This window comes from Nocardiopsis algeriensis (genome assembly GCF_014203695.1).
Taxonomy (GTDB): Bacteria; Actinomycetota; Actinomycetes; order Streptosporangiales; family Streptosporangiaceae; genus Nocardiopsis; species Nocardiopsis algeriensis.
In genome coordinates this window covers 467,597-493,210 of record NZ_JACHJO010000001.1, presented here as the reverse complement: position 1 = coordinate 493,210, position 25,614 = coordinate 467,597, and the positions used below count along the sequence as shown (strand labels likewise).

The 25,614-nt window shown below is 69.8% G+C and carries 27 protein-coding genes; 12 read left to right on the top strand and 15 right to left on the bottom strand.

Translation table 11 applies throughout. The features are described from left to right. Positions 1-153: 153 nt before the first annotated feature. Positions 154-861 carry a class I SAM-dependent methyltransferase gene (locus FHS13_RS02185; protein ID WP_184286501.1) on the bottom strand — a complete coding sequence of 236 codons (708 nt, stop codon included), beginning with the start codon at positions 859-861 and terminating at the stop codon, positions 154-156. Between the two features lie 246 nt (positions 862-1,107). Here FHS13_RS02185 and FHS13_RS02180 point away from each other — a divergent pair, with 246 nt between their 5' ends. From FHS13_RS02180 to FHS13_RS02165, 4 genes are all read left to right on the top strand, one after another. Next, positions 1,108-1,941 carry an SDR family NAD(P)-dependent oxidoreductase gene (locus FHS13_RS02180; RefSeq protein WP_184286498.1) on the top strand — a complete coding sequence of 278 codons (834 nt, stop codon included), beginning with the start codon at positions 1,108-1,110 and terminating at the stop codon, positions 1,939-1,941. Between the two features lie 113 nt (positions 1,942-2,054). After that, entirely contained in the window at positions 2,055-2,318 is a 264-nt protein-coding gene (locus tag FHS13_RS02175) for a phosphoribosyl-ATP diphosphatase (RefSeq protein WP_014913038.1), read from the top strand. 73 nt (positions 2,319-2,391) lie between these two features. Next, positions 2,392-3,246, top strand: a complete 855-nt coding sequence (hisG, locus tag FHS13_RS02170; RefSeq protein ID WP_184286495.1) for an ATP phosphoribosyltransferase — start codon at positions 2,392-2,394, stop codon at positions 3,244-3,246. Between the two features lie 120 nt (positions 3,247-3,366). Then, entirely contained in the window at positions 3,367-4,968 is a 1,602-nt protein-coding gene (locus tag FHS13_RS02165; protein WP_184286492.1) for a hypothetical protein, read from the top strand. A gap of 117 nt (positions 4,969-5,085) precedes the next feature. On the opposite strand, the gene FHS13_RS02160 is transcribed toward FHS13_RS02165, so the two are convergent. Further along, positions 5,086-5,295, bottom strand: a complete 210-nt coding sequence (locus FHS13_RS02160; RefSeq protein WP_184286490.1) for a YbdD/YjiX family protein — start codon at positions 5,293-5,295, stop codon at positions 5,086-5,088. Next, entirely contained in the window at positions 5,292-7,517 is a 2,226-nt protein-coding gene (locus FHS13_RS02155; protein ID WP_184286488.1) for a carbon starvation CstA family protein, read from the bottom strand. The genes FHS13_RS02160 and FHS13_RS02155 overlap by 4 nt, the downstream gene beginning before the upstream one ends. 230 nt (positions 7,518-7,747) lie before the next feature. Between FHS13_RS02155 and FHS13_RS02150 the strand changes: the two genes are divergently transcribed. Next, positions 7,748-8,473: a spermine/spermidine synthase domain-containing protein gene (locus FHS13_RS02150; RefSeq protein WP_246404298.1), complete on the top strand. Its 726-nt coding sequence runs from the start codon at positions 7,748-7,750 to the stop codon at positions 8,471-8,473. On the opposite strand, the gene FHS13_RS02145 is transcribed toward FHS13_RS02150, so the two are convergent. The 7 genes from FHS13_RS02145 to trxA form a co-directional block, all read right to left on the bottom strand. Further along, positions 8,448-8,660, bottom strand: coding sequence for an EF-hand domain-containing protein (locus tag FHS13_RS02145; protein ID WP_184286483.1), 213 nt, complete (start codon positions 8,658-8,660; stop codon positions 8,448-8,450). The two genes, FHS13_RS02150 and FHS13_RS02145, sit on opposite strands and share 26 nt — an antisense overlap. Before the next feature lie 134 nt (positions 8,661-8,794). Next, a complete protein-coding gene (pstA, locus tag FHS13_RS02140) occupies positions 8,795-9,706 on the bottom strand; it encodes a phosphate ABC transporter permease PstA (protein ID WP_184286480.1) in 912 nt (303 codons plus the stop codon). Further along, the gene (gene pstC / locus FHS13_RS02135; protein ID WP_184286478.1) at positions 9,703-10,707 is read right to left on the bottom strand and encodes a phosphate ABC transporter permease subunit PstC; all 1,005 of its coding nucleotides are present in this window, start codon (positions 10,705-10,707) and stop codon (positions 9,703-9,705) included. The genes pstA and pstC overlap by 4 nt, the downstream gene beginning before the upstream one ends. A gap of 144 nt (positions 10,708-10,851) precedes the next feature. Next, entirely contained in the window at positions 10,852-11,994 is a 1,143-nt protein-coding gene (gene pstS / locus FHS13_RS02130) for a phosphate ABC transporter substrate-binding protein PstS (RefSeq protein ID WP_184286475.1), read from the bottom strand. Positions 11,995-12,382: 388 nt separating this feature from the next. Then, positions 12,383-13,177 carry a response regulator transcription factor gene (locus FHS13_RS02125; protein WP_184286471.1) on the bottom strand — a complete coding sequence of 265 codons (795 nt, stop codon included), beginning with the start codon at positions 13,175-13,177 and terminating at the stop codon, positions 12,383-12,385. Positions 13,178-13,225: 48 nt separating this feature from the next. After that, positions 13,226-14,098 carry a phosphate ABC transporter ATP-binding protein PstB gene (gene pstB / locus FHS13_RS02120; RefSeq protein WP_184286468.1) on the bottom strand — a complete coding sequence of 291 codons (873 nt, stop codon included), beginning with the start codon at positions 14,096-14,098 and terminating at the stop codon, positions 13,226-13,228. A 291-nt stretch (positions 14,099-14,389) separates the two neighbouring features. Further along, positions 14,390-14,764, bottom strand: a complete 375-nt coding sequence (gene trxA, locus FHS13_RS02115) for a thioredoxin (RefSeq protein WP_184286465.1) — start codon at positions 14,762-14,764, stop codon at positions 14,390-14,392. Between the two features lie 264 nt (positions 14,765-15,028). Between trxA and FHS13_RS02110 the strand changes: the two genes are divergently transcribed. Beyond that, a complete protein-coding gene (locus tag FHS13_RS02110; RefSeq protein WP_184286462.1) occupies positions 15,029-15,376 on the top strand; it encodes a YidH family protein in 348 nt (115 codons plus the stop codon). Beyond that, complete coding sequence (locus FHS13_RS02105; protein ID WP_184286459.1) at positions 15,373-15,732, top strand: DUF202 domain-containing protein; 360 nt, start codon at positions 15,373-15,375, stop codon at positions 15,730-15,732. The genes FHS13_RS02110 and FHS13_RS02105 overlap by 4 nt, the downstream gene beginning before the upstream one ends. An 84-nt stretch (positions 15,733-15,816) precedes the next feature. Here the strand turns inward: FHS13_RS02105 and FHS13_RS02100 are convergent, their stop codons facing one another. The 3 genes from FHS13_RS02100 to FHS13_RS02090 form a co-directional block, all read right to left on the bottom strand. Beyond that, the gene (locus FHS13_RS02100; protein WP_184286455.1) at positions 15,817-16,800 is read right to left on the bottom strand and encodes an NAD-dependent epimerase/dehydratase family protein; all 984 of its coding nucleotides are present in this window, start codon (positions 16,798-16,800) and stop codon (positions 15,817-15,819) included. 85 nt (positions 16,801-16,885) lie between these two features. Next, the gene (locus tag FHS13_RS02095; protein WP_184286451.1) at positions 16,886-17,599 is read right to left on the bottom strand and encodes a PIG-L deacetylase family protein; all 714 of its coding nucleotides are present in this window, start codon (positions 17,597-17,599) and stop codon (positions 16,886-16,888) included. A gap of 101 nt (positions 17,600-17,700) precedes the next feature. After that, positions 17,701-18,396: a WbqC family protein gene (locus FHS13_RS02090; protein WP_184286447.1), complete on the bottom strand. Its 696-nt coding sequence runs from the start codon at positions 18,394-18,396 to the stop codon at positions 17,701-17,703. A gap of 381 nt (positions 18,397-18,777) precedes the next feature. On the opposite strand from FHS13_RS02090, the gene FHS13_RS02085 reads away from it, so the two are divergent. Together FHS13_RS02085 and FHS13_RS02080 are read left to right on the top strand one after the other, a co-directional pair. After that, positions 18,778-20,292 carry a glycosyltransferase family 2 protein gene (locus FHS13_RS02085; protein ID WP_184286444.1) on the top strand — a complete coding sequence of 505 codons (1,515 nt, stop codon included), beginning with the start codon at positions 18,778-18,780 and terminating at the stop codon, positions 20,290-20,292. Between the two features lie 125 nt (positions 20,293-20,417). Next, a complete protein-coding gene (locus FHS13_RS02080) occupies positions 20,418-20,825 on the top strand; it encodes a DUF3817 domain-containing protein (protein WP_184286441.1) in 408 nt (135 codons plus the stop codon). Here the strand turns inward: FHS13_RS02080 and FHS13_RS02075 are convergent. Together FHS13_RS02075 and FHS13_RS02070 are read right to left on the bottom strand one after the other, a co-directional pair. Continuing rightward, positions 20,801-21,604 carry an SURF1 family cytochrome oxidase biogenesis protein gene (locus FHS13_RS02075; protein WP_184286438.1) on the bottom strand — a complete coding sequence of 268 codons (804 nt, stop codon included), beginning with the start codon at positions 21,602-21,604 and terminating at the stop codon, positions 20,801-20,803. The two genes, FHS13_RS02080 and FHS13_RS02075, sit on opposite strands and share 25 nt — an antisense overlap. A 366-nt stretch (positions 21,605-21,970) precedes the next feature. Continuing rightward, on the bottom strand, positions 21,971-22,489 hold the full coding sequence (locus FHS13_RS02070; RefSeq protein ID WP_184286435.1) for a DinB family protein: 519 nt from the start codon (positions 22,487-22,489) through the stop codon (positions 21,971-21,973). A gap of 156 nt (positions 22,490-22,645) precedes the next feature. On the opposite strand from FHS13_RS02070, the gene FHS13_RS02065 reads away from it, so the two are divergent. The 3 genes from FHS13_RS02065 (at position 22,646) to FHS13_RS02055 (ending at position 24,835) form a co-directional block, all read left to right on the top strand. Beyond that, positions 22,646-23,410 (top strand): alpha/beta fold hydrolase, encoded by a 765-nt coding sequence (locus tag FHS13_RS02065; protein WP_184286432.1) that lies wholly within the window; start codon positions 22,646-22,648, stop codon positions 23,408-23,410. 280 nt (positions 23,411-23,690) lie between these two features. Next, positions 23,691-24,356 (top strand): hypothetical protein, encoded by a 666-nt coding sequence (locus tag FHS13_RS02060; protein ID WP_184286429.1) that lies wholly within the window; start codon positions 23,691-23,693, stop codon positions 24,354-24,356. After that, entirely contained in the window at positions 24,353-24,835 is a 483-nt protein-coding gene (locus FHS13_RS02055; protein ID WP_184286427.1) for an ATP-binding protein, read from the top strand. The genes FHS13_RS02060 and FHS13_RS02055 overlap by 4 nt, the downstream gene beginning before the upstream one ends. The last annotated feature ends 779 nt before the right edge of the window (positions 24,836-25,614 follow it).

Sequence of the window (25,614 nt, the reverse complement as noted above, 5' to 3'; positions counted from 1 at the left end):
ATCACAAAATCATCAACAATTCGCAGATGAGAGCATCCGTCACGTATCAGACACCGCCGAATGACCCACGGTCATGGACAAACCGGGCCCCGCACCGGTGCGGGGCCCGGTGCGGGGCCGGTCCACGTGTGTTCGGGCACATCGGCCCGGGAGTCAGGAGTCCTTCTCGGGCTTGCGGAGGTGGTGGACGAAGGCCGGCGGAATGTTGGCGAACACCTTCTCGGAGCGGATGCCGTACCGGTCGATCCACTCCTGCACGACCCAGCTCGTGCGCGCCTGGCGCAGGTAGTCCTCGCGGCGCGCGATGACCGCCTTCACCTCCTTCGTGTACAGGTAGCCGTAGAAGGACAGCGTCCCCCCGGGGCGCAGCACCTCGAAGTAGTAGTCGAGGATCTCCCGTACCGCGTCGGCGGTGAAGTTGGCGAAGGGCAGACCCGACACGATCACGTCGTAGGTGCGGTCGGTACCCATGTCGCCCACGAGCGCGGCGTGCACCGCGGACTGCGCGGCGATCGGGGACAGCACCGGGTCGGTCTCCAGGAGCCGCTCCAGGTGTGCGGCGAACTCGGGGTTGGCCTCGACGATGTCGAGGGTGTCGCCGGGGCGCATCTCGGCGGCGATGCCGCGCGTGATCGCCCCCGTCCCGGCACCCACCTCCATGATGCGCAGGGAGGGGTCGAGCTGGGGGCGCCGGCGGAGGTACTCGGCCATCGCGCGGGCCAGCGCGGCACTGCTGGGCACGACGGAACCGGTGGCGTGGAAGGTTCTCAGCGCCTGGCCGAAGAACAGCTTGGTGTCACGGAGGCGCTCCTCAAGCCTCAGGGCGGAAAGGGGTCCGGCATGGCTCTGTGTCTCGGACATAGGTGAACGCTAACCGCTTACAGGCCTCCCACGGCATCAGCCACGATGGGTTCGGTCGAATTCCTCCTCGAATCCGCCGTGTTCTCCGCAGTGTCCCCGCCGTCGCGGCGGTCGTGCCCCGGGCCTGACCCGTGTTGTCCGGACGCCCTCGCCGTATCGGCGGAGCCGATCCTCCGGCGCGGCAGGGGGGCGCCTGGCGGCCGTGCGGCCCGAGATGATCCGAAAAGCAGGGCCTAACCTTGTCCCATGAGCGAAGAGAGTCCCCTTCCCCCGCAGGGCGCGACCCGGCCCCGGACCGCACTGGTCACCGGAGCCTCCTCCGGGATCGGTGAGGAGTACGCCCGCAGGCTGGCGCAGCGCGGCTACGGTCTCGTGCTCGTCGCCCGGCGGGCGGAGCTCCTGGACGAGCTGGCGCGGGAGGTGCGCGACGACTACGGCACCCTCGTCGAGGTCCTCCCCGCTGACCTGGCCACCGCCCAGGGGCTCGCCGCGGTCACCGCCCGCCTGGCCGCGGACGGCAGCGGCCGCGCGGCCCCCGTCGACCTGCTGGTGAACAACGCGGGGCGCGGCGACGGCGGCCTCTTCGCCGAGCAGGAGCCCTCCGAGATCGACGCCATGATCGACCTCAACGTCCGCGCGGTGCTGCATCTGACCCGGGCGGTCCTGCCGGTGCAGATCGCCCGGCGCGCGGCGGGGGAGAAGGCCGTGCTCGGCGTCGTCAACGTCTCCTCCCTGGCCGGCGAGCCGGTGTCCAACCCCGGCGGCTCGGTCTACGGGGCGGGCAAGAAGTTCCTCACCCTGTGGAGCGAGAGCGTGGCCGCCGAGGTCCGCCCCCTGGGGGTGCACGTCACCGTGGTCCTGCCCGGTTTCGTGCGCACGGACATGACCCGCTCGGTCCAGGAGAAGGGACTGCCCGAGTTCGCGTTCGTCCCCAAGGAGCACATCGTCCGGGACTCCCTGCGGGCCTGGGCCGCCGGTCGCTCCCGGGTGATCCCCGGCGCCCAGTACAAGACGGCGGACGGCCTGCTCAAGGTGCTGCCGCGGTCCCTGGTCCGGGCGGTGGCCCGCCGGATGGTCTGACGCGGCCGGCGGACGGAACCGACCACATGCTGAGACTTATCTCTCGGGGTGCTGCCCGGAGTCCGTCCGAGCCCCTAACCTGGAGAGCGCACTGCCGGTCGAGGAAAGAGACCATGAAGACCTTCGAAGAGCTGTTCGCCGAGCTGTCCGAGAAGGCGCGCTCCCGCCCCGAGGGGTCCGGGACCGTCGCCCAACTCGACGCGGGCGTCCATGCCATCGGCAAGAAGGTCGTCGAGGAGGCGGCAGAGGTCTGGATGGCCGCCGAGTACGAGTCGGACGAGCAGGCGGCCGAAGAGATCTCGCAGCTCCTCTACCACCTCCAGGTACTGATGCTGGCCCGCGGCCTGCGGCTGGAAGACGTCTACAAGCATCTGTAGGTCGGCGCACCCGCCCGGTGCGTACCGGCCCCTTGCCGACGTCCTTCCACAGCCGATGACGAAAGCCGTGAACATGCCTGACATGCTGAGAATCGCTGTGCCCAACAAGGGCCAGCTCTCCGAGCCCGCCGCCGAGATGCTGCGCGAGGCCGGGTACCGGCAGCGCAAGAGCAGCCGCGACCTGGTGATGGTCGACCCCGACAACGAGACCGAGTTCTTCTTCCTGCGCCCCAAGGACATCGCCGTCTACGTCGGCGAGGGCATCCTCCAGGCGGGGATCACCGGCCGCGACATGCTGCTGGACTCGGGAGCCCCCGTCGACGAGGTGCTGCCCCTGGGCTTCGGCGGCTCCACCTTCCGCTTCGCCGCCCCCGGCGGCGCGGGGATGTCGGTGGCCGATCTCGAGGGAAAGCGGATCGCCACCTCCTTCGACGGGCTCCTGCGCTCCTATCTGGAGCGCGAGGGCGTCAACGCCCGCGTCATCCACCTGGACGGCGCGGTCGAGAGCTCCGTGCAGCTGGGCGTGGCCGACGCGGTGGCCGACGTGGTCTCCACCGGCACCACCCTGCGTCAGGCGGGACTGGAGATGTTCGGAGATCCGATCCTGGTCTCCGAGGCCGTCCTCATCCGCCCGGCCGGCGCCGGCGAGGACCCCAAGTTCGAGACGCTGCTGCGGCGCCTGCGCGGCGTCCTGGTGGCACGCGACTACGTGATGATGGACTACGACGTCCACGCGGAGAAGCTCGAGGCGGCGGTCGCCCTCACGCCGGGCATGGAGGGGCCGACGGTCTCCCCCCTGCACCGCGAGGGCTGGGTCGCGGTCCGCTCGATGGTGCTGAGCAAGGACGCCCAGCGCATCATGGACGACCTGTGGCAGCTTGGTGCCCGCGCCATCCTGGTCACGGACATCTACGCCTGCCGCCTCTGACACGTCGCGGCGCACGGGCCCCGCGGCGTCGCCGCGGGGCCCGCGGCCGCTTTCGGAGCCGGTCCCGGGAAAGGGGAGGACCGGAAGAGGAATGACAGCCTCCTGTGCCACGATGCCTTGGTGATCGATAACTTCCGCCGTGCCGTCGCCGACATGGTCGCGGTCGCCGAGAAGCGGCCGCGCGACGTCCTCCCCCTCGCCGGCTCACTGTTCCAGATGGCCGGACACGTCCCCGCCGGTGCCCGGGCCGAGGCCCTCGCCGTCCTCGCCGGGCTCCTCCGCCCGCCCGGCCGCGTCGCCGTGGGAGCGGCCGCCGACATCGCCGTGCTGTGCGGTGCCCTGGTGGAGATCGGCACCCCTGCGGGCTCCGCCGGGGTCGAGGTCCTGTACCGGCTCCGGCACCACGGCGGGCACGCCGCCGCCTTCCTCACCGCGTGGGAGCGCACCGGGGGCGGGCCTCCGCCCGACCCCGCGCAACCCGAGGCCCTCGATGCCGCCGCCGCGCGGGTCGGCCCCGAACTGGGCGAGGCCACGGCCTCCGCCGTCGAGGGATGGGAGGTGCTGCACCGCTACGCCCTCGCCGCCAAGGCGGTGCTGGGCGACGCGGACGTGCGCGCCGCCGTGCGGTCGGACCGGTCGCTGCTCTTCGCCCTGTTCTCCCTCGCCCGGCAGGAGGGCCATCGCATCCGCGAGCTGGGTGAGGTCTTCGAACTGCTGCTGATGGCCGAGGCCGACCGGATCCTGGTGCTCGACCGCGCCTCGGGGCGGGCCTTCCGCGTCTGGTTCGACGGGGTCGGTGACAACTTCCAGCTGCACGTCCTGCTGGCCGACGCCCTCGTCGGACCGGAGGGGCGCGGGGTCCCCGGCCACCGGCCGCAGCCCGAGTGGGTGGCCTCGGCGACCGATCTGCGCGACGACCCGCGGGAGGCGATCGCGGAGGCCGTGTGGGACCTGGTCGGCGGCGACGGCAACTGGGTCGGCAACGAGGCGACGCCGGGGGCCGTCCCCGTCATCGACGGCGAGCGGGTGCTCGTGCTCGAACCGCTCTCCCTGCGTCACACGTGGCGCACCGGCCGCCGCCACCCGCACATCGAGGGCCGGCTGATGGTCGAGGAGGAGCTGGGGCCGCGGGAGGCCGCGGTGTGGTGGCACCGGGTCCACCCGCCCGGCAGCGTCCTGCACCCCCTCATCGAGGGACAGGAGGACACCTTCGCCGTGGTCGACGTCACGGAGGACCAGGCGACCCTGTCCCCGGTGGAGTCCTGGGTGGAGGGCGTTCCCGTGCCCACTGAGGGATCCGCCGCGCAGCCGGCGCTCCCGGCGGAGTCGGCCGCGCTCCTGTCGGGCGCCGCGATGCTCCCTCCCCTGGAGAGGCCGCCGGAACCCGCGTCCGTGCCTCCTCCCGAACCCGCCCCGGAGCCCGTGGCCACTCCCGAGCCCACCCCGGAGCCCGTATCCGCCCCCGAGCCCGTGCCCGGGGAGGCCCCGGCCCCTCCGACCGGCCCCGCTGTGGCCGCCGATCCGCCGCCCGTCCCGCGCCCGGAGGTGCCCCCGGCCCTGGCGGGGGCGTGGGAGCGGCCCGCGCCGCCGCCCCCGTACCGGGGCAGGAGAGGCGGGGGCAGCGAGGACTCGGCCCCCGGTGCGGGGCTCCTGGACCCGCTGCCGCCCGGCGTCTCCGACAGTTCCGGCTGGGGCCCCTCCTGGAAGACCCCGGGCCGTTAGGGCCCGACCTGCGGTGATCTTGCTCCCGGCGGTGCCGACGGCGCCCGGCGGTGCCGCCAGGAGCAAGATCGCGGGGAACGGGGCCCGAGCCGGGACGGCTCCCCGGCCCGGCCCCTCTCAGCAGCAGCGCGCCCCCGGGTCGGTGTCGCCCCGGTCCGTGTGGCGGCGCCAGAAGACGCGCTCCGACAGGGGCTCCTCCCCGGGGTGCTCGCGCCGGTGGTGCTCCAGGTAGATCTCGTAGGCCCGCTCACCGGCGATACCCCGGGCGATCTGCCAGGCCTCCCGCAGTCCGCGCAGCAGGGCCGGACCCAACCCCGTCACCGTCATCCCTTCTCCTCTGCCTCCGCGGACACCGGCGCGGCCGCTCCCGCGGCCGCGGAGCGGCGGGCGTACTCGCGTTCCTCACGGGTGGCGACCAGGCCCGAGGGTGCCCAGAGCCGGGATCTCTCGTAGGGGTCCTCGGTGGTGGGCAGCGATCCCTCGGGTGCGCGCAGGGCCTTGATCCACACCCGCACCGAGTCGACCAGGATGACGACGACGAGCAGGGCGAACAGCACCGACAGGATTCCGTCGACGGTCGTGTTGACCACGACCTTCTGCATGGCGTCCACGCCCTGGATGGCGCCCACGCCCGTCTCTCCGTCCGCCAGGGCCTCGGAGAACTGCCGGCGCTGGGCGAAGAATCCGATCGCCGGGTCGTCGGAGAACACCTTCTGCCAGCTGGCGGTCAGAGTGACCACCGCGTCCCAGGCCAGGGGCACCAGGGTGACCCACGCGTACTTCGCCCGCCCCGACTTGATGAGCAGGGTGGTGCACACCGCCAGCGCGATCGCGGCCAGCAGCTGGTTGGCGATGCCGAACAGGGGGTACAGCTGGTTGATCCCGCCCAGGGGGTCGTTGACCCCCGCCCACAGGAAGTAGCCCCACGCGCCCACGACCAGCGCGCTGCACAGCCACGCACCGGGTCTCCAGCTGGGGTCGCGCATCGGCTTGTAGACGTTGCCCAGCGTGTCCTGGAGCATGAACCGGCCCACGCGCGTTCCGGCGTCGACGGTGGTGAGGATGAACAGGGCCTCGAACATGACGGCGAAGTGGTACCAGAACGCCATCATGGCCTGGCCGCCGAACAGGGTGGAGAAGATCTGCGCCGCACCCAGCGCGAACGTCGGCGCGCCTCCGGTGCGGGCCAGGATCGACTCCTCCTCGATCAGGCGCGCCGTGTTCTCCAGCGTCTGGGCGTCGACGGTGAATCCCAGCTGGCTCACCGCCTGGGCCGCGCTCTGGACGCTGTCGCCCAGTGCGGTCGCCGGCATGTTCATCGCGAAGTACACGCCCGGGTCGATGACGCAGGCGGTGACCATGGCCATGATCGCCACGAACGACTCGGTGAGCATCGAGCCGTAGCCGATCACGCGGACCTGGCTCTCCTTCTCGATGAGTTTGGGCGTGGTGCCCGAGGAGACGAGCGCGTGGAAGCCCGACAGCGCGCCGCAGGCGATGGTGATGAACACGAACGGGAACAGCGAGCCGGCGAAGACCGGGCCCTGGCCGTTGAACGCGAACTCGGTGAACTGCGGCAGCCGCAGTGACGGCGAGGCGACCACGATGGACACCGCCAGCAGCACCACCACGCCGATCTTCATGAACGTGGACAGGTAGTCGCGCGGCGCCAGCAGCAGCCACACCGGCAGGACCGAGGCGATGAAGCCGTAGGCGATGAGGCCGAAGGTCAGCTCGTTCCTGCTGAACAGGAAGATCTCACCCAGCACCGCGTGGTCGGCCACCCAGCCGCCCCCCGCGATGGCGGCCAGCAGCAGCACGACGCCGATCGCGGAGGCCTCCATGACCCGGCCGGGCCGGAGATACCTCAGGTAGACGCCCATGAACAGGGCGATGGGGATGGTCATGATCAGGGAGAAGGAGCCCCACGGGGACTCGGCGAGCGCGTTGACCACGACCATGGCCAGCACCGCGAGCAGGATGATCATGATCGCCATGACGGCGATCAGGGCGGCGATCCCGCCGACCGGGCCGATCTCCTCGCGTGCCATCTGGCCGAGGGAGCGGCCGCCTCGCCGGGTGGAGAAGAACAGCACCACCATGTCCTGCACGGCTCCGGCGAAGATGACGCCGACGATGATCCAGATGGTGCCGGGCAGGAACCCCATCTGCGCGGCCAGGACCGGGCCGACGAGCGGGCCCGCCCCCGCCACGGCCGCGAAGTGGTGGCCGAAGAGCACCCTCCGGTCGGTGGGGTGGTAGTCGGCTCCGTTGTCGACACGCTCGGCCGGGGTGGCCCTGGTGTCGTCGGTCATCAGGACCTTGTACTGGATGAACCGGGCGTAGAAGCGGTAGCCGATGGCGTAGGAGGCCAGCGCCGCGAAGATCAGCCAGGACGCCGAGATCTCCTCGCCCCGGCCGAGGGCGATCATGCCCCAGGCGACGGCCCCGACCACGGCGACGCCGGCCCACAGCGCCACACGTCCGGGTGTCCACCTCTGTCTGCGCGGTGCGGCCTCGGGCCTCGCACCGTTCGGTTCAGCGGGCATCGCATCCCTCTCTCGTGCCGAACCGCGCGGCCGCCGGGGGAGGGGTGCGGGCCGCGCCTGGACGTGCGTGACCTACCCCGATCCTCACCGGAACAAAGTATTTCGTCACGGAGGGTGAACAACATTTCGGACACTGTCCGGGCCGGTTCCCCGGAGGTTCCGCTCCGGCTGCCGACTGCGGGACGCCGGTCGCCGGGCCTTCCGGAGCGAGGAGGGGCACAATGTGGGCCATGAAGACGCGAGACACCACGGAGGAGACGGTCACGCTGGCCCGGGTGACCGGGGAGACGGGAGGGGACCTGGTGCTGCGCCGGGTCGGCGCGCACTACGAGATCTACTCGAACGGGGTCTTCCTCATGGACACCCGCGACGGGACCTCGGAACGGGAGATGGTGCGGGCCTCCCTGGGCGCCCTGCCGCCGGGGCGCTCCCTGGCCCGGGTGCTCATCGGCGGCCTGGGCGTGGGCTTCTCGGCCCGCGAGGCCCTGAACCACCCCAGGGTGGCGACCGTGGACGTGGTGGAGCTGGAGCCGCACGTCATCGACTGGCACGACGGGGAACTGGGGGAGGCCGCCGACCGCGTGCACCTCGACCCCCGCTGCCGGGTGTACAACGCCGACATCGTCGACTGGCTGGAGGAGACCGCCGGGGCCGCACGGCCTCCGCGCTACGACGCGGTGTGCCTCGACACCGACAACGGGCCCGACTGGACCGTGACGGAGGGGAACGGGCGCCTGTACGAGGCGCAGGGGCTGGAGTGGCTCACCCGCCTGCTCGCACCGGGGGGTGTGCTGTCCTTCTGGAGCGCGAACGCGGTGCCGGCCTTCGAGGAGCTGCTGCGCGGCCGCTTCGCCTCGGTGGAGGTGGTGGAGGTGCCGGTCGCGCGGGGCGTGCCCGACACCGTCTACCTCGCGAGCGCGCCGTACCGGGTCAGCGCGAGGACATGTAGCGGCTGAACTCCTCCAGGGAGATGCGCCCGTCGCCGTCGCCGTCCATGGCGCCGACCACCGCGGCGGCCTGCTCCTCCGTGCACTCGTCGCCCAGGTTGCGCATGAGGGAGACCAGCTCCTCGGCGGAGATGCGCCCGTCACCGTCGGTGTCGACGAGTGCGAACGTGGCCGCGTACTCGGTGGTCTGGGACATGTGGCTCTCACTCCAGGGGTTCGGGGGCGCTGCTCGGCACAGGTTACCGCCGGCGGAGCCCGCACCGGAAGGAGCGTGCCGACGCCGGGGCCGCGCCGGGGGAAACCGTGGCGCGGCCCTTCGGCGGAGGGCGCCTACCTGCTCACAGAGGCCCGCGAACCGATCCAGCGGGCGGCGATCGTGAACACCAGGACCAGCAGGAACAGGCACAGGGCGGCTCCCCAGGCACGGTCGATGCCGGCCTCGAACGGCTGGAGCGCGCCCCGGTACAGCTGCATCGGCACGGCGCCCTGCGGCTCGCCCTGGAAGGAGGTCACCACCAGGCCGGTGCCGAACGCGGTGAGCAGCAGCGGGGCGGTCTCGCCGATGCCGCGCGCGACCGCCAGCATCGAGCCGGTGACCAGGCCGGGTGCGGCCGCGGGCAGCACCGTGTGGACGATGGTCTGCCACGTGCGGGCGCCCAGGCCGTAGCTCGCGTTGCGGATCTCGTCGGGGACCAGCCGCAGCATCTCCTCGGCCGAGCGCGTGACGATCGGCAGCATCATGATCGCGATCGCCACCGCTCCGGTGAAGGTGCCGAAGCCGAGCCCGCCCCAGCCGATCACCAGAAGGCCGTACACGAACAGGCCCACGAAGATCGAGGGGATGCCCGTCATGACGTCGGTGAAGAAGCGGATCGCCCCGGTCAGCCGGTTGGGCCCGTACTCCACGATGTACACGGCGGTGGCGATGCCGAACGGGATCGACAGGACGACGGCGAGCGCCATGATGTACAGCGTCCCGAAGAAGCCGGCCGCGTAGCCGCCGCCCTCGCGCCGGGGTGGCGGCTCGGTCGCGGTGAGGAACTCCAGGTCGACCACGCCGATACCGCGCCGCGTCACCTCGAAGACGATGAGGACGAGCGGGATCATCGCCAGGACCATGGCACCGGTCAGCACGACCGAGGCGGCGCGGTCCTTGAAGCGCCGGTAACCGGAGCCGGGCGGGCGCTCGCTCAGCGGCACGTGCCGCGGGGGCGCCGGTGGGGTGGTGGTGGCGGTGCTCATACGGCGGAGTCTCCCGTGATCTGTCCGAGGCGCCAGACGATGACGCGCGCCAGGATGTTGACGACCATCGTGACCAGGAACAGGGCGACGCCGATCGCCATCAGGCCGGTCCGGGTCTCGGGCGCGGCCTCACCGAAGGTGGCGGCGATGTGCGAGGCCATGCTGCTGCCGGTGTCGAAGAGGCTGCCCCCCCACGACTGGGAGCCGCCGATCAGCATCAGGACGGCGATGGTCTCGCCGAGTGCGCGGCCCAGGCCCAGCATGGTGGCGGCCACGATGCCGGAGAAGCTGGCCGGCAGGACCACCTTGGTGACGACCTCCCAGCGGGTGGAGCCCAGGGCATAGGCGGCCATCTGCTGTTCGAGCGGCTGGACGGCGACCACCTCGCGGATGATCGCGGTCATGATCGGCAGGATCATGATGCCCAGCACGATGCCGGCGGGCAGGTAGCCGACACCGCGCACGGGGCCCTCGAAGAGGAAGAACCAGCCCATGGCCGCTTCGAGCCGGTCGAAGAAGGGCCGCAGCACGTGGGGCAGGAACCAGTGCAGGCCCCACAGGCCGAAGATGACGCTGGGCACCGCGGCGAGCAGCTCCACCGTGTAGGAGAGCGGCTTGGCCAGGCGGCTCGGCGCCAGGTGCGTGAGGTAGACGGCGATCATGATCGACAGCGGCAGCGCGATGGCGAGCGCGATGGCCGAGGTGACCAGGGTGCCGTAGATGAAGGGCCAGGCACCGTAGGTACCGGTGATCTCGGTCCTGGACCGCCCGCTGTCCCACTCCTCCCCGAGGAGGAAGCCGAAGAAGCCCTCCTTGGCGAAGACCGGCCAGGCCTCTGCGGTGGTCCGCACGACCATCAGCGCCAGGATGACCAGCACGACGGTTCCGCAGACGCCGACGGTCCACTTGAAGATCGGGTCGGCCAGGCGCCCCTTGCCGGATTGCAGGGTTCCCCGCCGCGCGTCGGGGGCCTTCGGGGCCTCGGGGGCCTCGGTGGACATGTGCTTCTCCTCTGTGGCTTTCGTGGGGAGTGGAGAGCGGCCGCCCCGGCACCTGAGTGCGGGGAGGAAGAGGGGCGTGGGTCGCGGCCGGGGCGGGGCTGCGCCGCCCCGGCCGCGAAGGATGTGCTCCGGTGGGGGAGCGGGTCACTCCTCGGTGGTGTCGGCCTCGGCCTCGCCTTCCTCGGCGCCGCCCTCGGCGGGGGCGTTGTCGGCGTTGGTCTTCTCGAGCTCGGCGATGACGCGCTCGGTCAGGCCCTCGCCCAGGGGGGCGTAGCCCAGCTCACCGGCCACGTCGCGGGCGCCCTCGTCGGTCAGGGCCCAGGTCCAGAAGTCGATGATGGCGTCGGCGGAGGCCTGCTCGTAGCCGCAGGTGTAGGTGAAGATCCAGTTGGTGCCGGCGATCGGGTAGCCCTCGCCGCCGATGTCGTCGATCGAGAACTGGAAGTTGTCGGGGATGTCCGCCTCCTCGGAGGCGGCGATGGTCGCCTCCAGGGTGGGCTCGATCGGGGTGCCGTCCTCGTTCACCACGTGGGCGACGGTGAGGCCGGCCTCCTGGGCGAAGGACTGGTTGACGTAGCCCAGGCCGCCGGGGTTCTGGGTGATGCCCTGGGCGACGCCGTCGTTCTGCTGGCCGCCGACCAGGCCGTCGGCCCACTCCAGCTCCTTGCCCTCGCCGTACTTGTCGGCCCACCAGTCCACCTCGGTGGACAGGTAGTGGCTGAACACGGCGGTGGTGCCGGAGCTGTCGGCGCGGTGCACGGGGACGATCTCGTCGCCCGGCAGGTCCATGTCGGGGTTGAGCTCGGCGATGGCCGGGTCGTCGAAGGAGGTGATCTGCCCGTCGTAGATCTTGGCGATGGTCTCGGCGTCCAGGACCAGGCCTTCGAGGTCCGGGTTGTTGACGGCGATGACCACGGAGCCGAAGACGACGGGGAACTGGACGGCCTCGCAACCGCGCGCCTCGGCGGCGGTGGCCAGCTCCTCCTCGCTCAGGTGCTCCTCGGAGGAGCCGAAGTCGACGGTCTGCTCGAGGAACTGCTCGACACCGGCACCCGAGCCGACGCTCTGGTAGTTGACGTCGACACCCGGCTGGACGTCGTTGGTGTAGCTGTAGATCCAGTCCTGGAAGAGCGGGTCGGGGAAGCTGGCACCCGCGCCGGTCAGGGAGGCGCTGAGGTCGCCGCCACCGGAGCTGTCGCCGCCGGCATCGTCGCCTCCGCCGCCGCACGCCGCCGCGAGCAGGGGGACGGCCGCCAGTACGGCGAGCTTGGAACGCCCGTTGCGCATGTCGAAGTTCTCCTCGTTGAAACACCACTGTCGGGGCTGACGTGAAACGACATTAAACGGGTGCGGAGTCGCGGCGACATCGAAATAGCGGCGGGACGGTAGAAGAAGGATGAATGGCGGGTGAATGAAGGTAACCGTTGAATAACGGGCCTTGTTCAATGGGGGGGCGGGTTCTGTGTCCACCGGCCGACTCACGGTGATGACCTGCGGGTACGGGGAGCCGTGGGGTGTTCTCCGGTGACCTCGGGGAAAGGGAAGGGTCTCCGGTGGTTGCCCGGTAGTTCACTTTCGCGTGTGTCTTCGTGTGCCCTGGTGCGAACATGGTCGATGGGGCGCTCCGATGGTGCGGAAGCGCCCCTGGAAATACACCGGAAAACGGCTCGGGTGCTTATTCTCCGCTCGCCGCGTCCAGCCGGTAGCCGATACCTCGGACCGTGTGGATGAACCTCGGCCGGGCCTCGGAGTCGCCCAGTTTGTGCCGCAGGCGGCGGATGTGTACGGCGATCGTGTTGTTCACGGGGGGAAGCGGTTTGCGCCAGACAGCGGTCCAGAGTTCCTCGCGGCTGACCACCCGGCCGCTGCGGCGCAGCAGGAAGTCCATGATCCCGAACTCCCGAAGGGCCAGGTCGACAGGGCTTCCGTCCACGAACAGCCGGTGCCCCAGGGCGTCCAGCTCCAGCGCACCCGAGCGCAGCGGCACCGCGGAACCCGGGAGCCGCTCCACGGAGGCACCGTCCGCACCGGGGAGCGAGCCGCGCAGCAGCGCGGCCAGCTCCGGAATGCGGTAGGGGCGGTTGACGCAGGCGGTCGCGCCGGCCGCCAGCGCCCGCATCGCCCTCTGGGAGTCGTCGGGGCCGACCCCGATCAGGATCGGGATGTCGGTGGCCCGGCGGGTCACGCGCACCAGCGTCTCCAGGTCCACCTCGGGCGGGGCCGCACTGGTCACCAGGGTGTCCGGCCTCGCCATCCCCACCCGCAGGAGGGCCTCCGCACCGTCGACGCACACCGTGATGTCCACGTCGTGGCCGCTCAGCGACAGCACCAGCTGGTGCGACTGCTCGGACTCCGGCTCCACCAGGAGCACCCTGAGGGGTGCCTCCTGGCGTTCCGCGCGCTCCGGGGCCCCGCTGTCCCGGGCGGCCGCGGGCCGGGGGACGGAGGCCGGAGGAGGAAGCGCTGGCATGAGCGGGTCCACTTCATCGGAGGGGCGTACGTCCTGGCGTCCGGCCGATCAGCCGAAGCGGCCGGAGATGTAGTCCTCGGTGCGCTGGTCGGAGGGCTTGCTGAAGATCTTCGCGGTCTCGTCGAACTCCACGAGGCTGCCGTAGCGCTCGCCGCTGTCGTCGACGCCCGCGGTGAAGAAGGCGGTGCGGTCCGAGACGCGGGCCGCCTGCTGCATGTTGTGGGTGACGATGACGATGGTGTACTCGCCGGCCAGCTCGTACATCAGGTCCTCGATCTTGAGGGTGGCGATCGGGTCGAGCGCCGAGCACGGCTCGTCCATCAGGATCACCTCGGGGTTGACCGCGATGGTCCGGGCGATGCACAGGCGCTGCTGCTGGCCGCCGGAGAGGGCGAAGGCACTCTCCTTGAGCTTGTCCTTGACCTCGTCCCACAGGGCGGCCTTGGTGAGGGTCTCCTCGACCAGGTCGTCCATGTTGCCGCGCATGCCGTTGATGCGGGGGCCGTAGGCGATGTTGTCGTAGATCGACTTGGGGAAGGGGTTGGGCTTCTGGAAGACCATGCCGATCCGGCGGCGCACCTCGATGGGGTCCACGGACGGGGCGTAGAGGTCCTCGCCGTGGTAGGAGACCTTGCCCTCGACCCGGGCGCCCGGGATGAGGTCGTTCATCCGGTTGAGGGTGCGCAGGACGGTGCTCTTGCCGCAACCGGAGGGGCCGATCATGGCGGTGATCTGGCGGGGTCCCACCTTGAGGTCGACATCGCGCACGGCCTTGTTGGCGCCGTAGTGGATGGACAGTCCCGAGACGTCGAAGACGGGGTCGCCCAGGCCGGGCACCTCGCGGTTGTACCGGATGGTGTCGGGTGCGACACCGCGGCCGGAGTCGGTGCCTCGGAGGGACGCGGCGTTACTGACAGACATGGGGCCACTTCCGGGTCGGACGGTGCTTGCGCGGTCAGGGGGGTGAACCGCCGGAGCGCGGTCGCCATCCATGGAAATATGCCGGTGTGAATCCGCGGTGAACGAACCGAGTGCCCGGGGTGAACGTGCGCGGTGGACTCGGAGGCGTGGTGAACACGGGCATGGGCGAGGCGTCACCGAACAGGGGAGAAGTGTCCTGCTTCGCACCCTCGGGGGTGGTGCTGGGAGGTTCCGGGCGGGGGTGGACAGCACGGAACCCCTGCCGGATCCGGCAGGGGTTCCGACCGGAGGCTACTGGGAGGAGCCGTCGCCCTGCTCGGAGATCTTCTGGCGGACCTCGTCCATGTCGACCTTGCGGGCCTCGGCGATCAGGCTCTCCAGAGCCTCCGAGGGAAGCGCGCCCGGCTGGTTGTAGATGATGGTGCGGTCGCGCACGACCATCAGCGTCGGGATCGACTGGATCTTGAACTCGAAGGCGAGCTCGCGCTCGGCCTCGGTGTCCACCTTGGCGTGCACGATGTCGGTGTGCTTCTCGGAGGACTGGTCGAAGACGGGGGCGAACTGCCGGCAGGGCCCGCACCAGTCCGCCCAGAAGTCGATGAGGACGAACTCGTTGTTCTCCAGCGTCTCGGCGAAGTTGTCCTTGGTGAGTTCGACGGTGGGCACGGGAATCTCCTGGTCTGTCGGCGTCGGCGGGTGGCCGGGCACCCGCTCTCCTCTTCGGTTACTACAGCGGTGGTGCCCATTCGTTTGTTCCGTATGCCTTGCGGGCGCCCCTCGGCCTCCCGGTGGCCTGCTGTTTTCGGCCTCAACACGCGTTACCTACCTGTTTGGGAGGAAAGTGGCTTTGCGGTTACTGTCGGGGTCCAAGGGCCCCCGGGAACGGATGTGCTCCGTTCGGGGCCGTGGCGACGCACCGGGGAGGTCGGGATGGGGATGGAGCCTCCGGAGGAGGACCGGGGCGTCGACTACCGTTTCACCCTGGCCAACGAGCGGACGTTCCTGGCCTGGGTGCGCACCGCGCTCGCCCTGCTCGCGGGGGCCGTCGCCGTCCTGCACCTGCTCCCGCTCGAATGGACCAGCGGTATGCGCACGGCGATCGGCCTGATCCTGGCCGGGCTGGCCGGGTTCATCGCGGTGTACGCGCTGGTGCGTTGGTACCACGTGCAGCGCGTCATGAGCCGCGGGGAGAACCTGGAGATGAGTGCTCTGCCGCTGCTGACGACGATCACGGTAGGCCTGGTGTGCCTGCTGGTGCTGCTGGGGAACCTGCTGTGACCGTGCCGGACGATCAGAGGGATCCCGGGCTCCAGCCGGAGCGCACGCTGCTCTCCTGGCAGCGCACGCTCATCCTGCTCGTGGCCGTGGGGCTGCTCTTCCTGCGCGGTCCGCTGATCCCCGGATCGGGGGCGGTACCGGAGGCGCCTCTGCCCGTGCGGGCGGCGGTGATGGGGGCGGTCCTCGTCGTGGCCGGGGGGATCGCCCTCCACCTGCGGAGGCGCTGGCGGAGGTCGGGCAACGGGGTGCCGGGCGCGGGACGCACGCCTCGGAACGTGGGGAGTCCTTGGACGATGGTGGTTCTGTGCGCCGTCGTTCTCGCGCTGTGTGCCGTTCAGGCGGCCACGGTGCTCTGAATTCCGGCGGATGGGGCCGGTTCCCCGGTTGGCGGGCCCGGTGCGGTACCGGGGGCCGGGGTTCCGGTGTGTCTCACCGACCGGTCACGCCGGCTGGGGGACGGAGTCCTGCGCGCGGCGGTGCGCCACGATGGAGTTGATGATGTCGTTGAGGTTCCGGGTCGGCCGGTAGCCGATCAGCCGGTGTGCCAGCGAGGTGTCGGGGTAGCGGCGCTGCATGTCCTCGTATCCGTCGCCGTAGGCCTGCTCGTAGTCGATGTAGACGATCTCGCTGGTGGAACCGGTGAGCTCGACGACCCGGTCGGCCAGGCCCTTGATGGAGACCTCCTCGTGGCCGCCCAGGTTGACCGCCTGGTTGTAGGCCTCCGGCGTCTCCATGAGGCGCAGGAGGCCCGGGATCACGTCGAACACCGAGCCGAAGCAGCGGCGCTGCGCGCCGGTGCCGTAGACGGTGATCGGTGCGCCCCGGAGCGCCTGGTCGACGAACCGGGGCACCACCATGCCGTACTGCCCGGTCTGGCGCGGCCCCACCACGTTGAAGAAGCGGGTGATGACGCAGGGGACGCCGGACTCGACGCCGTGGACGTAGGCCACGAGCTCGTCCAGCCCCTTGGCCGCGGCGTAGGACCAGCGGCTCTTGATCGGGGACCCGTAGATGCGGTCGTCGTCCTCCTTGAGGCCGTCGGCGTCGTTCTTGCCGTAGACCTCGCTGGTGGAGGCGACCATGTAGGGGACGCGGTTCGCGACCGCGGCCTCCACGACGTTCTCGGTGCCCTGCAGGTTGATTCGCAGCGACTTGAGCGGGTTGTCCACGATGTTGTAGACACCCACCGCCGCCGCGAGGTGGAAGACGGTGTCGGCCTCCTCGACCAGGTTGCGCACGAGGTCCCGGTCGAGGATGTCGCCCTGGACGAAGGTGAACCCCGGCGTGCCCTCCAGCTGGGTCAGGTTCTCCATGGAACCGGTGGACAGGTCGTCCAGGACGACGACCTCGTGGCCCTGGGCGACGAGGTGGTCGCACAGGTGTGATCCGATGAACCCGGCTCCGCCGGTGACTACGGCCTTCATGGCTGTCCCTTCACTTTCTGTGCTTCTCGACGGTTTCTCGCAGGGAGAGTGAGGTTCGGACAGGGGGGATTTCCCGGCGCTGCCGTCAGGCCAGACAGCGCAGGACGTGGTAGCCCTCGCCGAGGGCCACCCCCGCCTGCATGCCGCGCAGGACGGCGAGGCTGCGCAGGGTGAGCTCGGAACGGGTGTGGGGGTGTTCGTGGGTCTGGGAGCCGTAGAGCTCCATGCCGCGGAGTTTGTCCCTCATCTCCTGCTCGGACAGTTCCACGACGAGGTTGGGCGGGCACACCGCGTCGAGGCGCCACTGGTCGGCGGCCTCCTCGTAGGCCAGCGCCAGGCGGGGATGGTGGCGCAGGGCGGTGTTGGAGGGCCGCAGGGCGGTGTGCACGGCCTCGGCCACGGCCTGGTGGTCCTGGTTGTAGCTGGTGCGGTGGGGGGCGATGACCACCGTCGGACGGAGGCGCTCGAGGGACAGCGGGCTCTCCCGCTCGATGACCTGGGCGAGGTCGACCCGGGGAACCGCGTCGAGGCGCAGATGGTACTTGTCGCCGGGCAGGGCCATGTGCCAGTCGTCCCAGCGGAAGTGGTCGGCCACCGCCTTGATCTCGGCGTTGCGCTCCTGCGCGGTGGAGAAGCCGCGCGGCGACTGGTCCGCGGTGTCTCCGACCGTGAGGAACTGTACGAACACCTCGGCGCCGGCCTTCTTCGCCTTGCTCATCAGGCCGCCGCAGCCGAGTGTCTCGTCGTCGGGGTGGGGGGAGTAGACCAGAACGCGTTCCTGGGACCAGTCGATCGTCATAAGGGGATGCCGTCCTTCACGGAAAACGGGGGAAACGGGCGGCAGGTGTTCACCTGCGGGACACGGGGCAGAGGCCGCCGCGGTGTTCGTGGATCACGGACTCAGGCGCGGGCCTGTCGGAGAATCCTCAGGGAGTCCGGGCCGGCGTTGAACAGGAGGTCGAGTGCCGCCATGCGCGGTACGAAGTCGTCGGGGTCCCGCTGGTGCTGGCGGTAGACCGGGTGGCGGAACTCCTGCCATTCGAGTCCGATGCCGTGGCGGGCAAGGATCTCGGCGTCCAGGTAGTTCCTCGCTCCCTCTCCGGAGAGGTAGATGTCGGCTCCGGCCTTGGCGCAGATCTGGGCGATGAGTTCGCTCTTCTGGCCGGAGAAATCCCCGAGTTCGCTCGCTCGGACCATCGGTGTTTCGATACCGAAAGCGCGCATCAGCATACGCGTCGTGGCCAAGGCGAGATCGGTGAGATCTTCCCACTCCCTTGCGTACAGAAGGCTGATTTCCTCCTCATGTTCGCTCCAGTACGGGGCTTTGCGATAGCAGTGCTCCGCAAGTGCCTTGTGATGTTTGCTGCGCCATTTCTGGGTGTTGTCGATGGACTTGTCCAGAATTCGGTCATCCCTATTGCCCTGGGAGACCGGGACGGTCAGCAGGACCGGGGCGCCGCGGCCGGCGACGTAGTTCCGGTTCTGCCACCCCCGCCGCTCGAACTGGACCGTGTCCAGGACGACGAAGAGGTCGCACCGGTCGAGTTTGTCCAGGAAGCCCAGCCAGGGGAGGTAGTGGGGCTGGTGCACCGCCACCCGGACTCCCCCCGCGGGCACGGCGGGGGCGCGGCTCGCGGCGGCCGCCTCCGGCGCACGGGGAGTGCGGACGGTGTCGGGCGACGGGGGTATTGATCCGCCGATCACTCCGGCATTCTCCTTCTCTCTCGGTGTCGTGTTTCGGTCGGTTTCACGAGGCTCTGCGTGACATCAGATGAGCAGATGGTGAACGCGGAGTGCTCCGCTGCAAATACCTTCTAATGGTTACCATCCCCGGCGACTCCTTGTATACGTTTTTCGTGGCCTACATAGGACGCCGACCTGTGTGAACCGTTCCGCGCGGCGGGGCGTCAACCTATCGCAGACTTCGTGAATTATCGTCTGCCCGAAACAGCTGCCTTTGGGAGGGGTTCCCTAGCTGTGCGTATCGCGCGTTTCATCGGCGGCCTGCTGACCGGGCTCGTGGCCCTGGCGCTCGCCGTCACACTTTTCGTCTACTGGTTCGACTTCGCGACCGACATGGTCGCGGCCTCCGGCTTCGGCCCCTGGGGTTATGCGCTCCTGTGGCTGGCCTTCGGGGCCAATCTCCTTCTCTGGACCGTCATGGGCCTCGCACGCCTGGGCGACGACGCGGTGCACGCCGCCCTCGGCCGCACACCGCGCTCCCGGTACCGCAAGGGAAGGGGGCGCAGCCGGGCCCGCGGGCGCGTGCTCGCCGCTGCCGGCGCCCCCGCCGGTGGGGCGGGAGCCGAGGCCCCCGCCGGCGGGGCGGACGACGCGGTGCCGGCGCCCGGCGAGGCCGCGGGCGACCCGCCGCCCGCCCGCATCGCCGTCGTCATCCCGGCGCACAACGAGGAGCAGGTCATCGGGGGGGCCATCTCCTCGGCACTGGAGCTGTTCGACAGATGGGACATCTACGTGGTGTCGGACTCCTCGGGGGACGCCACCGCCGGCATCGCCGCCCGTGCCGGTGTCAACGTGCTCGAACTCATGAAGAACCGGGGCAAGGCGGGAGCCCTGGAGGCGGTCATCGAGGAGTTCGACCTGGCCTCGAACTACGACGGCGTGCTCATCCTCGACGCCGACACCACGCTCGACGCCGGCTACGTGGAAGGAGCCAGGAGGCAGCTGCGCGACCCCGACGTCGCCGCCGTCGCGGGCTTCGTGGTGTCGGAGTGGAAGCCGCGCGAGCGCACCTTCGTCGGCCGGCTGATCTCGGCCTACCGGGACCGCCTGTACTTCATGCTGCAGTACCTCATGCGCTTCGGGCAGACCTGGCGCTTCGCCAACACGTCGTTCATCGTGCCGGGGTTCGCCAGCGTCTACCGCAGCGAGGCCCTGCGGGAGATCGACATCAACCCGCGGGGGCTGGTCATCGAGGACTTCAACATGACCTTCGAGGTGCACCGCAAGCGCCTCGGGCGCATCTCGATGAACCCCGACACCAAGGCCTACAGCCAGGACCCGTTCACGTTCGCGGACTACCGCAAGCAGGTGACGCGGTGGACGCTCGGCTTCTGGCAGACGGTGCGGCGGCACAAGCTGTGGCCGAGCGTGTTCTGCTTCTTCCTCGCGCTGTACATCATCGAGGTCGTGCTCGTGTCCTTCCTGCTCCTGGTCACCGCGTTGACCGCCGGGTTCGTCCTGGTGGGCACGGTCGCCGGGGAACCGTTCCTCGGGGTGCCCTTCGCCGGGGACCTGTTCGCCGGCGTGACGGCCTTCCTGCCGCTGGTCGCCCTCGCGATCGGCCTGTTCATCCCCGACTACATGCTCACCTGCCTCATGACGGCGATCCGGCGGCGCCCGTCCTACCTGCTGTACGGGCTGCTCTTCTTCCCCATCCGCCTGGTGGACTCCTACCTGGCGCTGAAGACGATCCCCCAGGCGTGGACGGCCAGGACCGACGGGACCTGGACCTCCCCGGTGCGGGGCTGACGCGGTCGGCGGGGCCTCTCCCGGGTGCGGGGAGGCCCCCGGAGGGTTCTGGTCCGCGGCAGCGTTTAGCCTCGGAGAAGAACCCCGGCCAAAAATGGGAATCCTCTGATGGGTGTGAAGTAGCGGTGGACAAGAGGCGTGTGTCGTTCGCGTTGTACCGGGTGCTGGCCTATGTGACCGGTGTCTTTCTCCTGGGTCTGACCTTCGTGGCCATGCCCGCGAAGTACCTGGTCGGGGAGACCGCGCGATTCTCCCTGATGGCCGCGCCCGCGGGGCTGGAGGGGTGGTTCGGCCCCGAGTCACCGCTGATGCTGTTCATCGCCATGCCGCACGGCTACATCTACATGGTGTACGTGTTCGTGGTCCTGTGGGTGGCGCTGGACCGCCGCTGGGGCGCGGGGAAGACGCTCGGCGTGGTGCTCGCGGGCACGATCCCGGTGCTCGGCTTCGTGGTCGAGAACCGGGTCGTGAAGTCGGAGCGGGCCGCGGACGAGGCCCGTTCCGGAACTCAGGAATCGGCCGCCGCGGCCTGATCCCCCTTCGGAACAGGGGTCTCCTCCGGTTCGGAGGGGGCCCCTTCCTCTTGTTCGCGGGCGTCGGCGAGCTCCCGGCGCATGAGGATGATCCAGAAGACCACCCCCGAGACGCCGAACATCGCCCACTGGAGCGTGTAGCTCAGGCTGCGCCAGTTGACCGTGATGCCGGTCGGCGGCTGGGGCGGTTCGTCGGGCACGAGGGAGTTGGTCGCGGGGTCCTGCTCCGGAAGGGCGACGTAGCCCTCGTAGAGCGGGTGGTCCCACTTGTTGACCAGGAGGGACGTGGCGATCCGCTCCACCTGGCCCTCGGGCGGGGACACCGGGGTGTAGCCGCCGTCGGCCACGGGCGGCTGGAGCCAGCCCGAGACGGTGACCTCCTCGTCGGTGACCGGCGGGATCTCCTGCCCCTCCTCCGCCCAGCCGCGGTTGACGGTGACCGCGGCGCCGTCCCCGGTGACGAGGGGGAGGATGACGTGGTACCCGCGCACGCCTTCCTCACTGGCGGGGACGAGCAGCTGGGAGTCCGCGTCGTAGTGCCCCGTGGCCGTGACCGCGGTGTTGGCGTGGGTCTCGGGGTGCATGTACTGGCCCGGCTCCAGGAGCTCACCGATCGGCACGGCGTCGGCGAGGTCCTCGGCGGGGTTCGTGATGACCGTGCGGTCGGGCTCGAAGGCACGGGCGAACTGCCATGCGGTGCCGGCGACGCACACCGCGGCGAGGAGTACGACCAGGAGGTGGATGCCGAGCCACCGTGGGCCGAGTAGCGGTGATCTCACCGGTCCAGGCTATGCGCGCCGCCGGAGTGGACGCCCATGACCCCCGCTTGACCCTGCCCACAGGTCCTTGGCACGGGGCCTGTACACCAATGATGATTACTTTAAGTAGTTTCCAGTGACAGAGGGTTGTCCTTCGAGGTGGGTGTCGGTAGTGTCTTCATCAACGCGGAACGACAGGATCGCTCCGGACAACCGGGACACCGGTCACCGCGTGACAGGCCTTCAAGGCCTCGACTCCAGGGGGGAGGAGTCGCAGGCCGCTTCCCGGCGCGAGGGTCGCTTCCGTACTTTGAGGGGGGATGCGGGAGCGGCCCTCGCCACCTTTTTCGGGGGGCACGTCCGAGAGGACGTGCCCCCCGGCGCATGTCAGCCCATGGTCCTCTGGCCGTCGAGGGTCTCGCGGAGGATGTCGGCGTGGCCGCAGTGCTGGGCGGTCTCCCGGACGAGGTGCACGAGCACGTCGCGGGCCGTCCAGGAGGTCCCCTCCGGAAACCACGGCGCCGGGGGAAGGAGGTGGGAGACCTCCAGGTCGGGCAGGGAGCGCACGGTGCGGTCGGTCTCCTCGGCCGCCTTCGCGTAGTCCTCCAGGACCGAGGCCAGGGTCTCCCCGTCCGCCAGGTGGAAGCTTCCGGCGTGCTCCTTGTCGTCGTCGCCGGCCACCGGTGAGCCCTCCGCGCCTTCCAGGACGAAGGACATCCAGTCCCGCTCGACCTTGGCCACGTGCTTGACCAGGCCGCCGAGGCTCAGCTCGCTCACGGTGGGCCTGCTCCTCGCCTGCTCGTCGGTCAGGCCCTGGACGGTGAAGCGCAGGAAGCCGCGCTGCTCACCCAGGATGCGCAGGAGACACTCGCGTTCGGCGTCCACCGTGCTCTGCCCTGTAGACATGAGGAGCTCCTCTTGTTGTGTTCCGAAGCACACCAGCCTAGGAAGGAGGTACGACATTTCGGGGAGGGAAGCGCGGCGAAGGGGAAGGTTTCCCGTGTGGTGGAACCGGTACGGAAAGTGTCGGTACTCTGGCCTCCCGGCCACCCGGAGGTGTGTATGACCGTTCCGCTCCACTACCGGATCGACGGGCCCCGGCACGCACCCGTCGTGCTTCTCGTGCCGACCTTCGGTACCACGATGTCGGTCTGGGAGCCCCAGCTGCCCGAGCTGACGCGCGTACGCCGGGTACTGAGGATCGACCACCGGGGCCACGGCGCCTCGCCGGCCCCGGAGGGGCCCTACAGCGTCGAGGACCTCGCGCTCGACATCCTGCGGCTGCTGGAGGAGCGGGAGTTCTCCGGGATCTCCGCGGTGGGTGCCGGGTTCGGCGCGTCACTGCTGGTGTGGATCGCCGCCAACTCCCCCCGGACACTGGAGCGGCTCGTGCTGCTGGCCGCGGCTCCGCGCACACCTCCGATGCACCGGTGGGACCTGATCGCGGAGCGGGCGCGGGAGGAGGGGACGGAAGCGGTCGCCGCCGAGCTGTCGCTGCCCTGGTTCACCCCCGACACGATGCAGCAGAGGCCGGAGACGGTGGCCCGGTTCACCAGGGAGCTCAACGGCATCGACCCCGGCGCGTTCGCCGCGCTGTGCGAGGCGGCCGACGGCATCGACCAGCGCCATCTGGTCGCCGGGGTCCGCGCCTCCACCCTGGTGGTGACGGGGGCCCACGACCCCCTGCTGCCGCCGGGGCACGGGCGCAGGCTGGCCGACGGCATCGCGGACGCCCGGTTCGAGGTGGTCCCGGGGGCGGCCCACCTGGTCGGCGTGGAGCGCCCCGACCGGGTCAACGAACTGATCATGGACCACCTGGGGGCGTGACCGGCGGGAGCGTCGGAAGAAATGCGTGGACAAATGCCGCAATAAAGGCATTTCGCGGAAATGTGAAGAAGTTTCATATGCCCTGATCGTGCGAGCGGTCGGGTATTTCCCCAACTTCTTTTCCTCTACTTTCCGGTAACGCTCCCCCCATCCCCTATGATGCTGCCAAATACAACTGAACACGTGACCCCGCGACGCACACAAGCGCCCGGGGTCGTGGCCAGCAACTCACCACTTGAAGAACAGGATTGCCAGCGTGCACCAGTTTAGTGCTGCGCTTGTGAGCCGTACCCTGGGTACGCTCCTGGCGCTGATCCTCCCCTCCCGCGGCCGCCACTGCGGTTCCGCTCGCTTCTCCCGTCGCCGCAGGTCGACGCGGGTCCGCCGCTACGTGGCCAACCCCGACCCGGCGACCGCCCCGCGACACACCCCCGCGCCTTCCCAGTCCCAGTCCCGGCCCCATCCGGCCGAGCCCCGTCTGGCCGAGCCTCGTCTGGCCGAGCCTCGTCTGGCCGAGCCCCGCCAGGTGCTGAGCGCCGACGATGTGGCGCTGGTGCGGCCCTACTACGAGGCCCACGAAAAGCACGTGGCCCGCATGCGCGCCGCCTTTCAGGCAGACACCCAGCCGAAGCAGGAGCCCCAGCCATCTCGGCCGCCCCAGCTCCCGCAAGCACCCCAGGAACCCCCGGTGCCTCAGCTGCCCCGGCTTCCGGAGCCGCGCATCCCGGTAGGTGACCTGCTCGCCGGCGAAACCGCACCCCTCCCCGAGCCCAAGCCTGAGCCCGCACCCGTGACCGCCCCTGTGCCGGTGCCTGTCCCTGTGCCGGCGCCTGCGCGGGGCCGTCACCACCGTGTGGACGAGGCCGAGCTGGACCGTGAACTGGCCCGGCTCACCCGCATGTGGCACATCCAGCGGCAGAACCTCCAGATGGGGGTGCCCGCATGAGCCTGCGCCGCGCCTTCTGGGAACACCGCACCTACCCGGGCGATCTGGCCCAGCTCAGGCAGGTCCGCCAAGACCTGGCCACCGACCTGGCCGGCTTCCCCGACGAGGCGGTCGAAACCCTCGCCCTGTGCGCCAGCGAGCTGTTCGCCAACGCGTGCAAGTACACCGCCTCCGGCCAGGAAGACGGCCAGGTTCTCCGCACGCTGTGCCTGCGCCGGGGCCGCCTGCTGCGCCTGGGCTTCACTGACGACGGCGGCAGCGGCAGTGCTCCGCAGATCCCTACCGAGCGCAGCGATGACGAGTGGAACTGGGCCGAGGGCCAGCGCGGACTCCTCCTGGTCCAGGAGTTGTCCACAGCCTGGGGATACTCGCGCACCTGCCCCTGGGCTGACCTGGGCACCTCCACCTGGGCCCTGGTCCCCCTGCCCGAGGGCACCGCGCCTCCGCCAGGCCTGAGGCCCTACATCTTCACCCGCTGACACGGTGGGAACTCCTCAACCTCTCCCAACGGTGGGGACTCCTCGGAAGGCCGAGGAGCCCCCACCCCCTCCTCCACACCCAGAAAAACCCGCCCTTCCTTTCTCAGCTATGTCTTATCCCCCGTGATCTTGTACCTAGCACCAACCTCACCCCGCTTTCCTTCCCTCCCGCATCCAGCGAAAGTGTCCGCAAGTACAAGATCACGGCAAGAAAATCCACTGACCAGAGGGGAAGGCCGAATCCCGGCCGAGGTGAGGAAGGCCCCGAACCGAACCAGCCCGGGGGTAGACCTGAGTCTTCGAACCGACCGAAAACCCGCGCTTCCTCTTTTCGCTGTGTCTTACTTCCCGTGATCTTGTACCTAGCGCCAACTTCATCCCACCCTGCTGTCCTTCCGTATTCAGCGAAAGTGACCGTAGGTACAAGATCACGGGAAGAAAATCCGCTGGCCAGAGGGGAAGGCCGAATTTTGGTCGAGGTGAGGAAGGCCCCGAACCGAACCAGCCAGGGGGTAGGTCTGAGACCCTTGAGGCGCCTGGGATCTCGAACCGACTGGGAAGTCGGCGCTCCCTTTCTCGGCTGTGTCTTATTTCCCGTGATCCTGTACCTGGGGTCAACTTCACCCTGTTTTTCTGCCCTCTCGCATGCAGTGAAAGTGTCCGTAGGTACAAGATCACGGGGAGAAAAGTCGCTGGCCAGGGTGGAATAGACGGAAACCTTTGGCCATTCCTGCGCCCGTGCTCGGATCCTGCGTTCACATCCACGCCCCTACTTGGGT

Coding starts and splice junctions, on each gene's coding strand:
- FHS13_RS02185 (WP_184286501.1), bottom strand. CDS start 861: ATGTCCGAGACACAGAGCCATGCCGGACCCCTTTCCGCCCTGAGGCTT.
- FHS13_RS02180 (WP_184286498.1), top strand. CDS start 1,108: ATGAGCGAAGAGAGTCCCCTTCCCCCGCAGGGCGCGACCCGGCCCCGG.
- FHS13_RS02175 (WP_014913038.1), top strand. CDS start 2,055: ATGAAGACCTTCGAAGAGCTGTTCGCCGAGCTGTCCGAGAAGGCGCGC.
- hisG (WP_184286495.1), top strand. CDS start 2,392: ATGCCTGACATGCTGAGAATCGCTGTGCCCAACAAGGGCCAGCTCTCC.
- FHS13_RS02160 (WP_184286490.1), bottom strand. CDS start 5,295: ATGACGGTGACGGGGTTGGGTCCGGCCCTGCTGCGCGGACTGCGGGAG.
- FHS13_RS02155 (WP_184286488.1), bottom strand. CDS start 7,517: ATGCCCGCTGAACCGAACGGTGCGAGGCCCGAGGCCGCACCGCGCAGA.
- FHS13_RS02150 (WP_246404298.1), top strand. CDS start 7,748: ATGAAGACGCGAGACACCACGGAGGAGACGGTCACGCTGGCCCGGGTG.
- FHS13_RS02145 (WP_184286483.1), bottom strand. CDS start 8,660: ATGTCCCAGACCACCGAGTACGCGGCCACGTTCGCACTCGTCGACACC.
- pstA (WP_184286480.1), bottom strand. CDS start 9,706: ATGAGCACCGCCACCACCACCCCACCGGCGCCCCCGCGGCACGTGCCG.
- pstC (WP_184286478.1), bottom strand. CDS start 10,707: ATGTCCACCGAGGCCCCCGAGGCCCCGAAGGCCCCCGACGCGCGGCGG.
- pstS (WP_184286475.1), bottom strand. CDS start 11,994: ATGCGCAACGGGCGTTCCAAGCTCGCCGTACTGGCGGCCGTCCCCCTG.
- FHS13_RS02125 (WP_184286471.1), bottom strand. CDS start 13,177: ATGCCAGCGCTTCCTCCTCCGGCCTCCGTCCCCCGGCCCGCGGCCGCC.
- pstB (WP_184286468.1), bottom strand. CDS start 14,098: ATGTCTGTCAGTAACGCCGCGTCCCTCCGAGGCACCGACTCCGGCCGC.
- FHS13_RS02110 (WP_184286462.1), top strand. CDS start 15,029: ATGGGGATGGAGCCTCCGGAGGAGGACCGGGGCGTCGACTACCGTTTC.
- FHS13_RS02100 (WP_184286455.1), bottom strand. CDS start 16,800: ATGAAGGCCGTAGTCACCGGCGGAGCCGGGTTCATCGGATCACACCTG.
- FHS13_RS02095 (WP_184286451.1), bottom strand. CDS start 17,599: ATGACGATCGACTGGTCCCAGGAACGCGTTCTGGTCTACTCCCCCCAC.
- FHS13_RS02070 (WP_184286435.1), bottom strand. CDS start 22,489: ATGTCTACAGGGCAGAGCACGGTGGACGCCGAACGCGAGTGTCTCCTG.
- FHS13_RS02065 (WP_184286432.1), top strand. CDS start 22,646: ATGACCGTTCCGCTCCACTACCGGATCGACGGGCCCCGGCACGCACCC.
- FHS13_RS02055 (WP_184286427.1), top strand. CDS start 24,353: ATGAGCCTGCGCCGCGCCTTCTGGGAACACCGCACCTACCCGGGCGAT.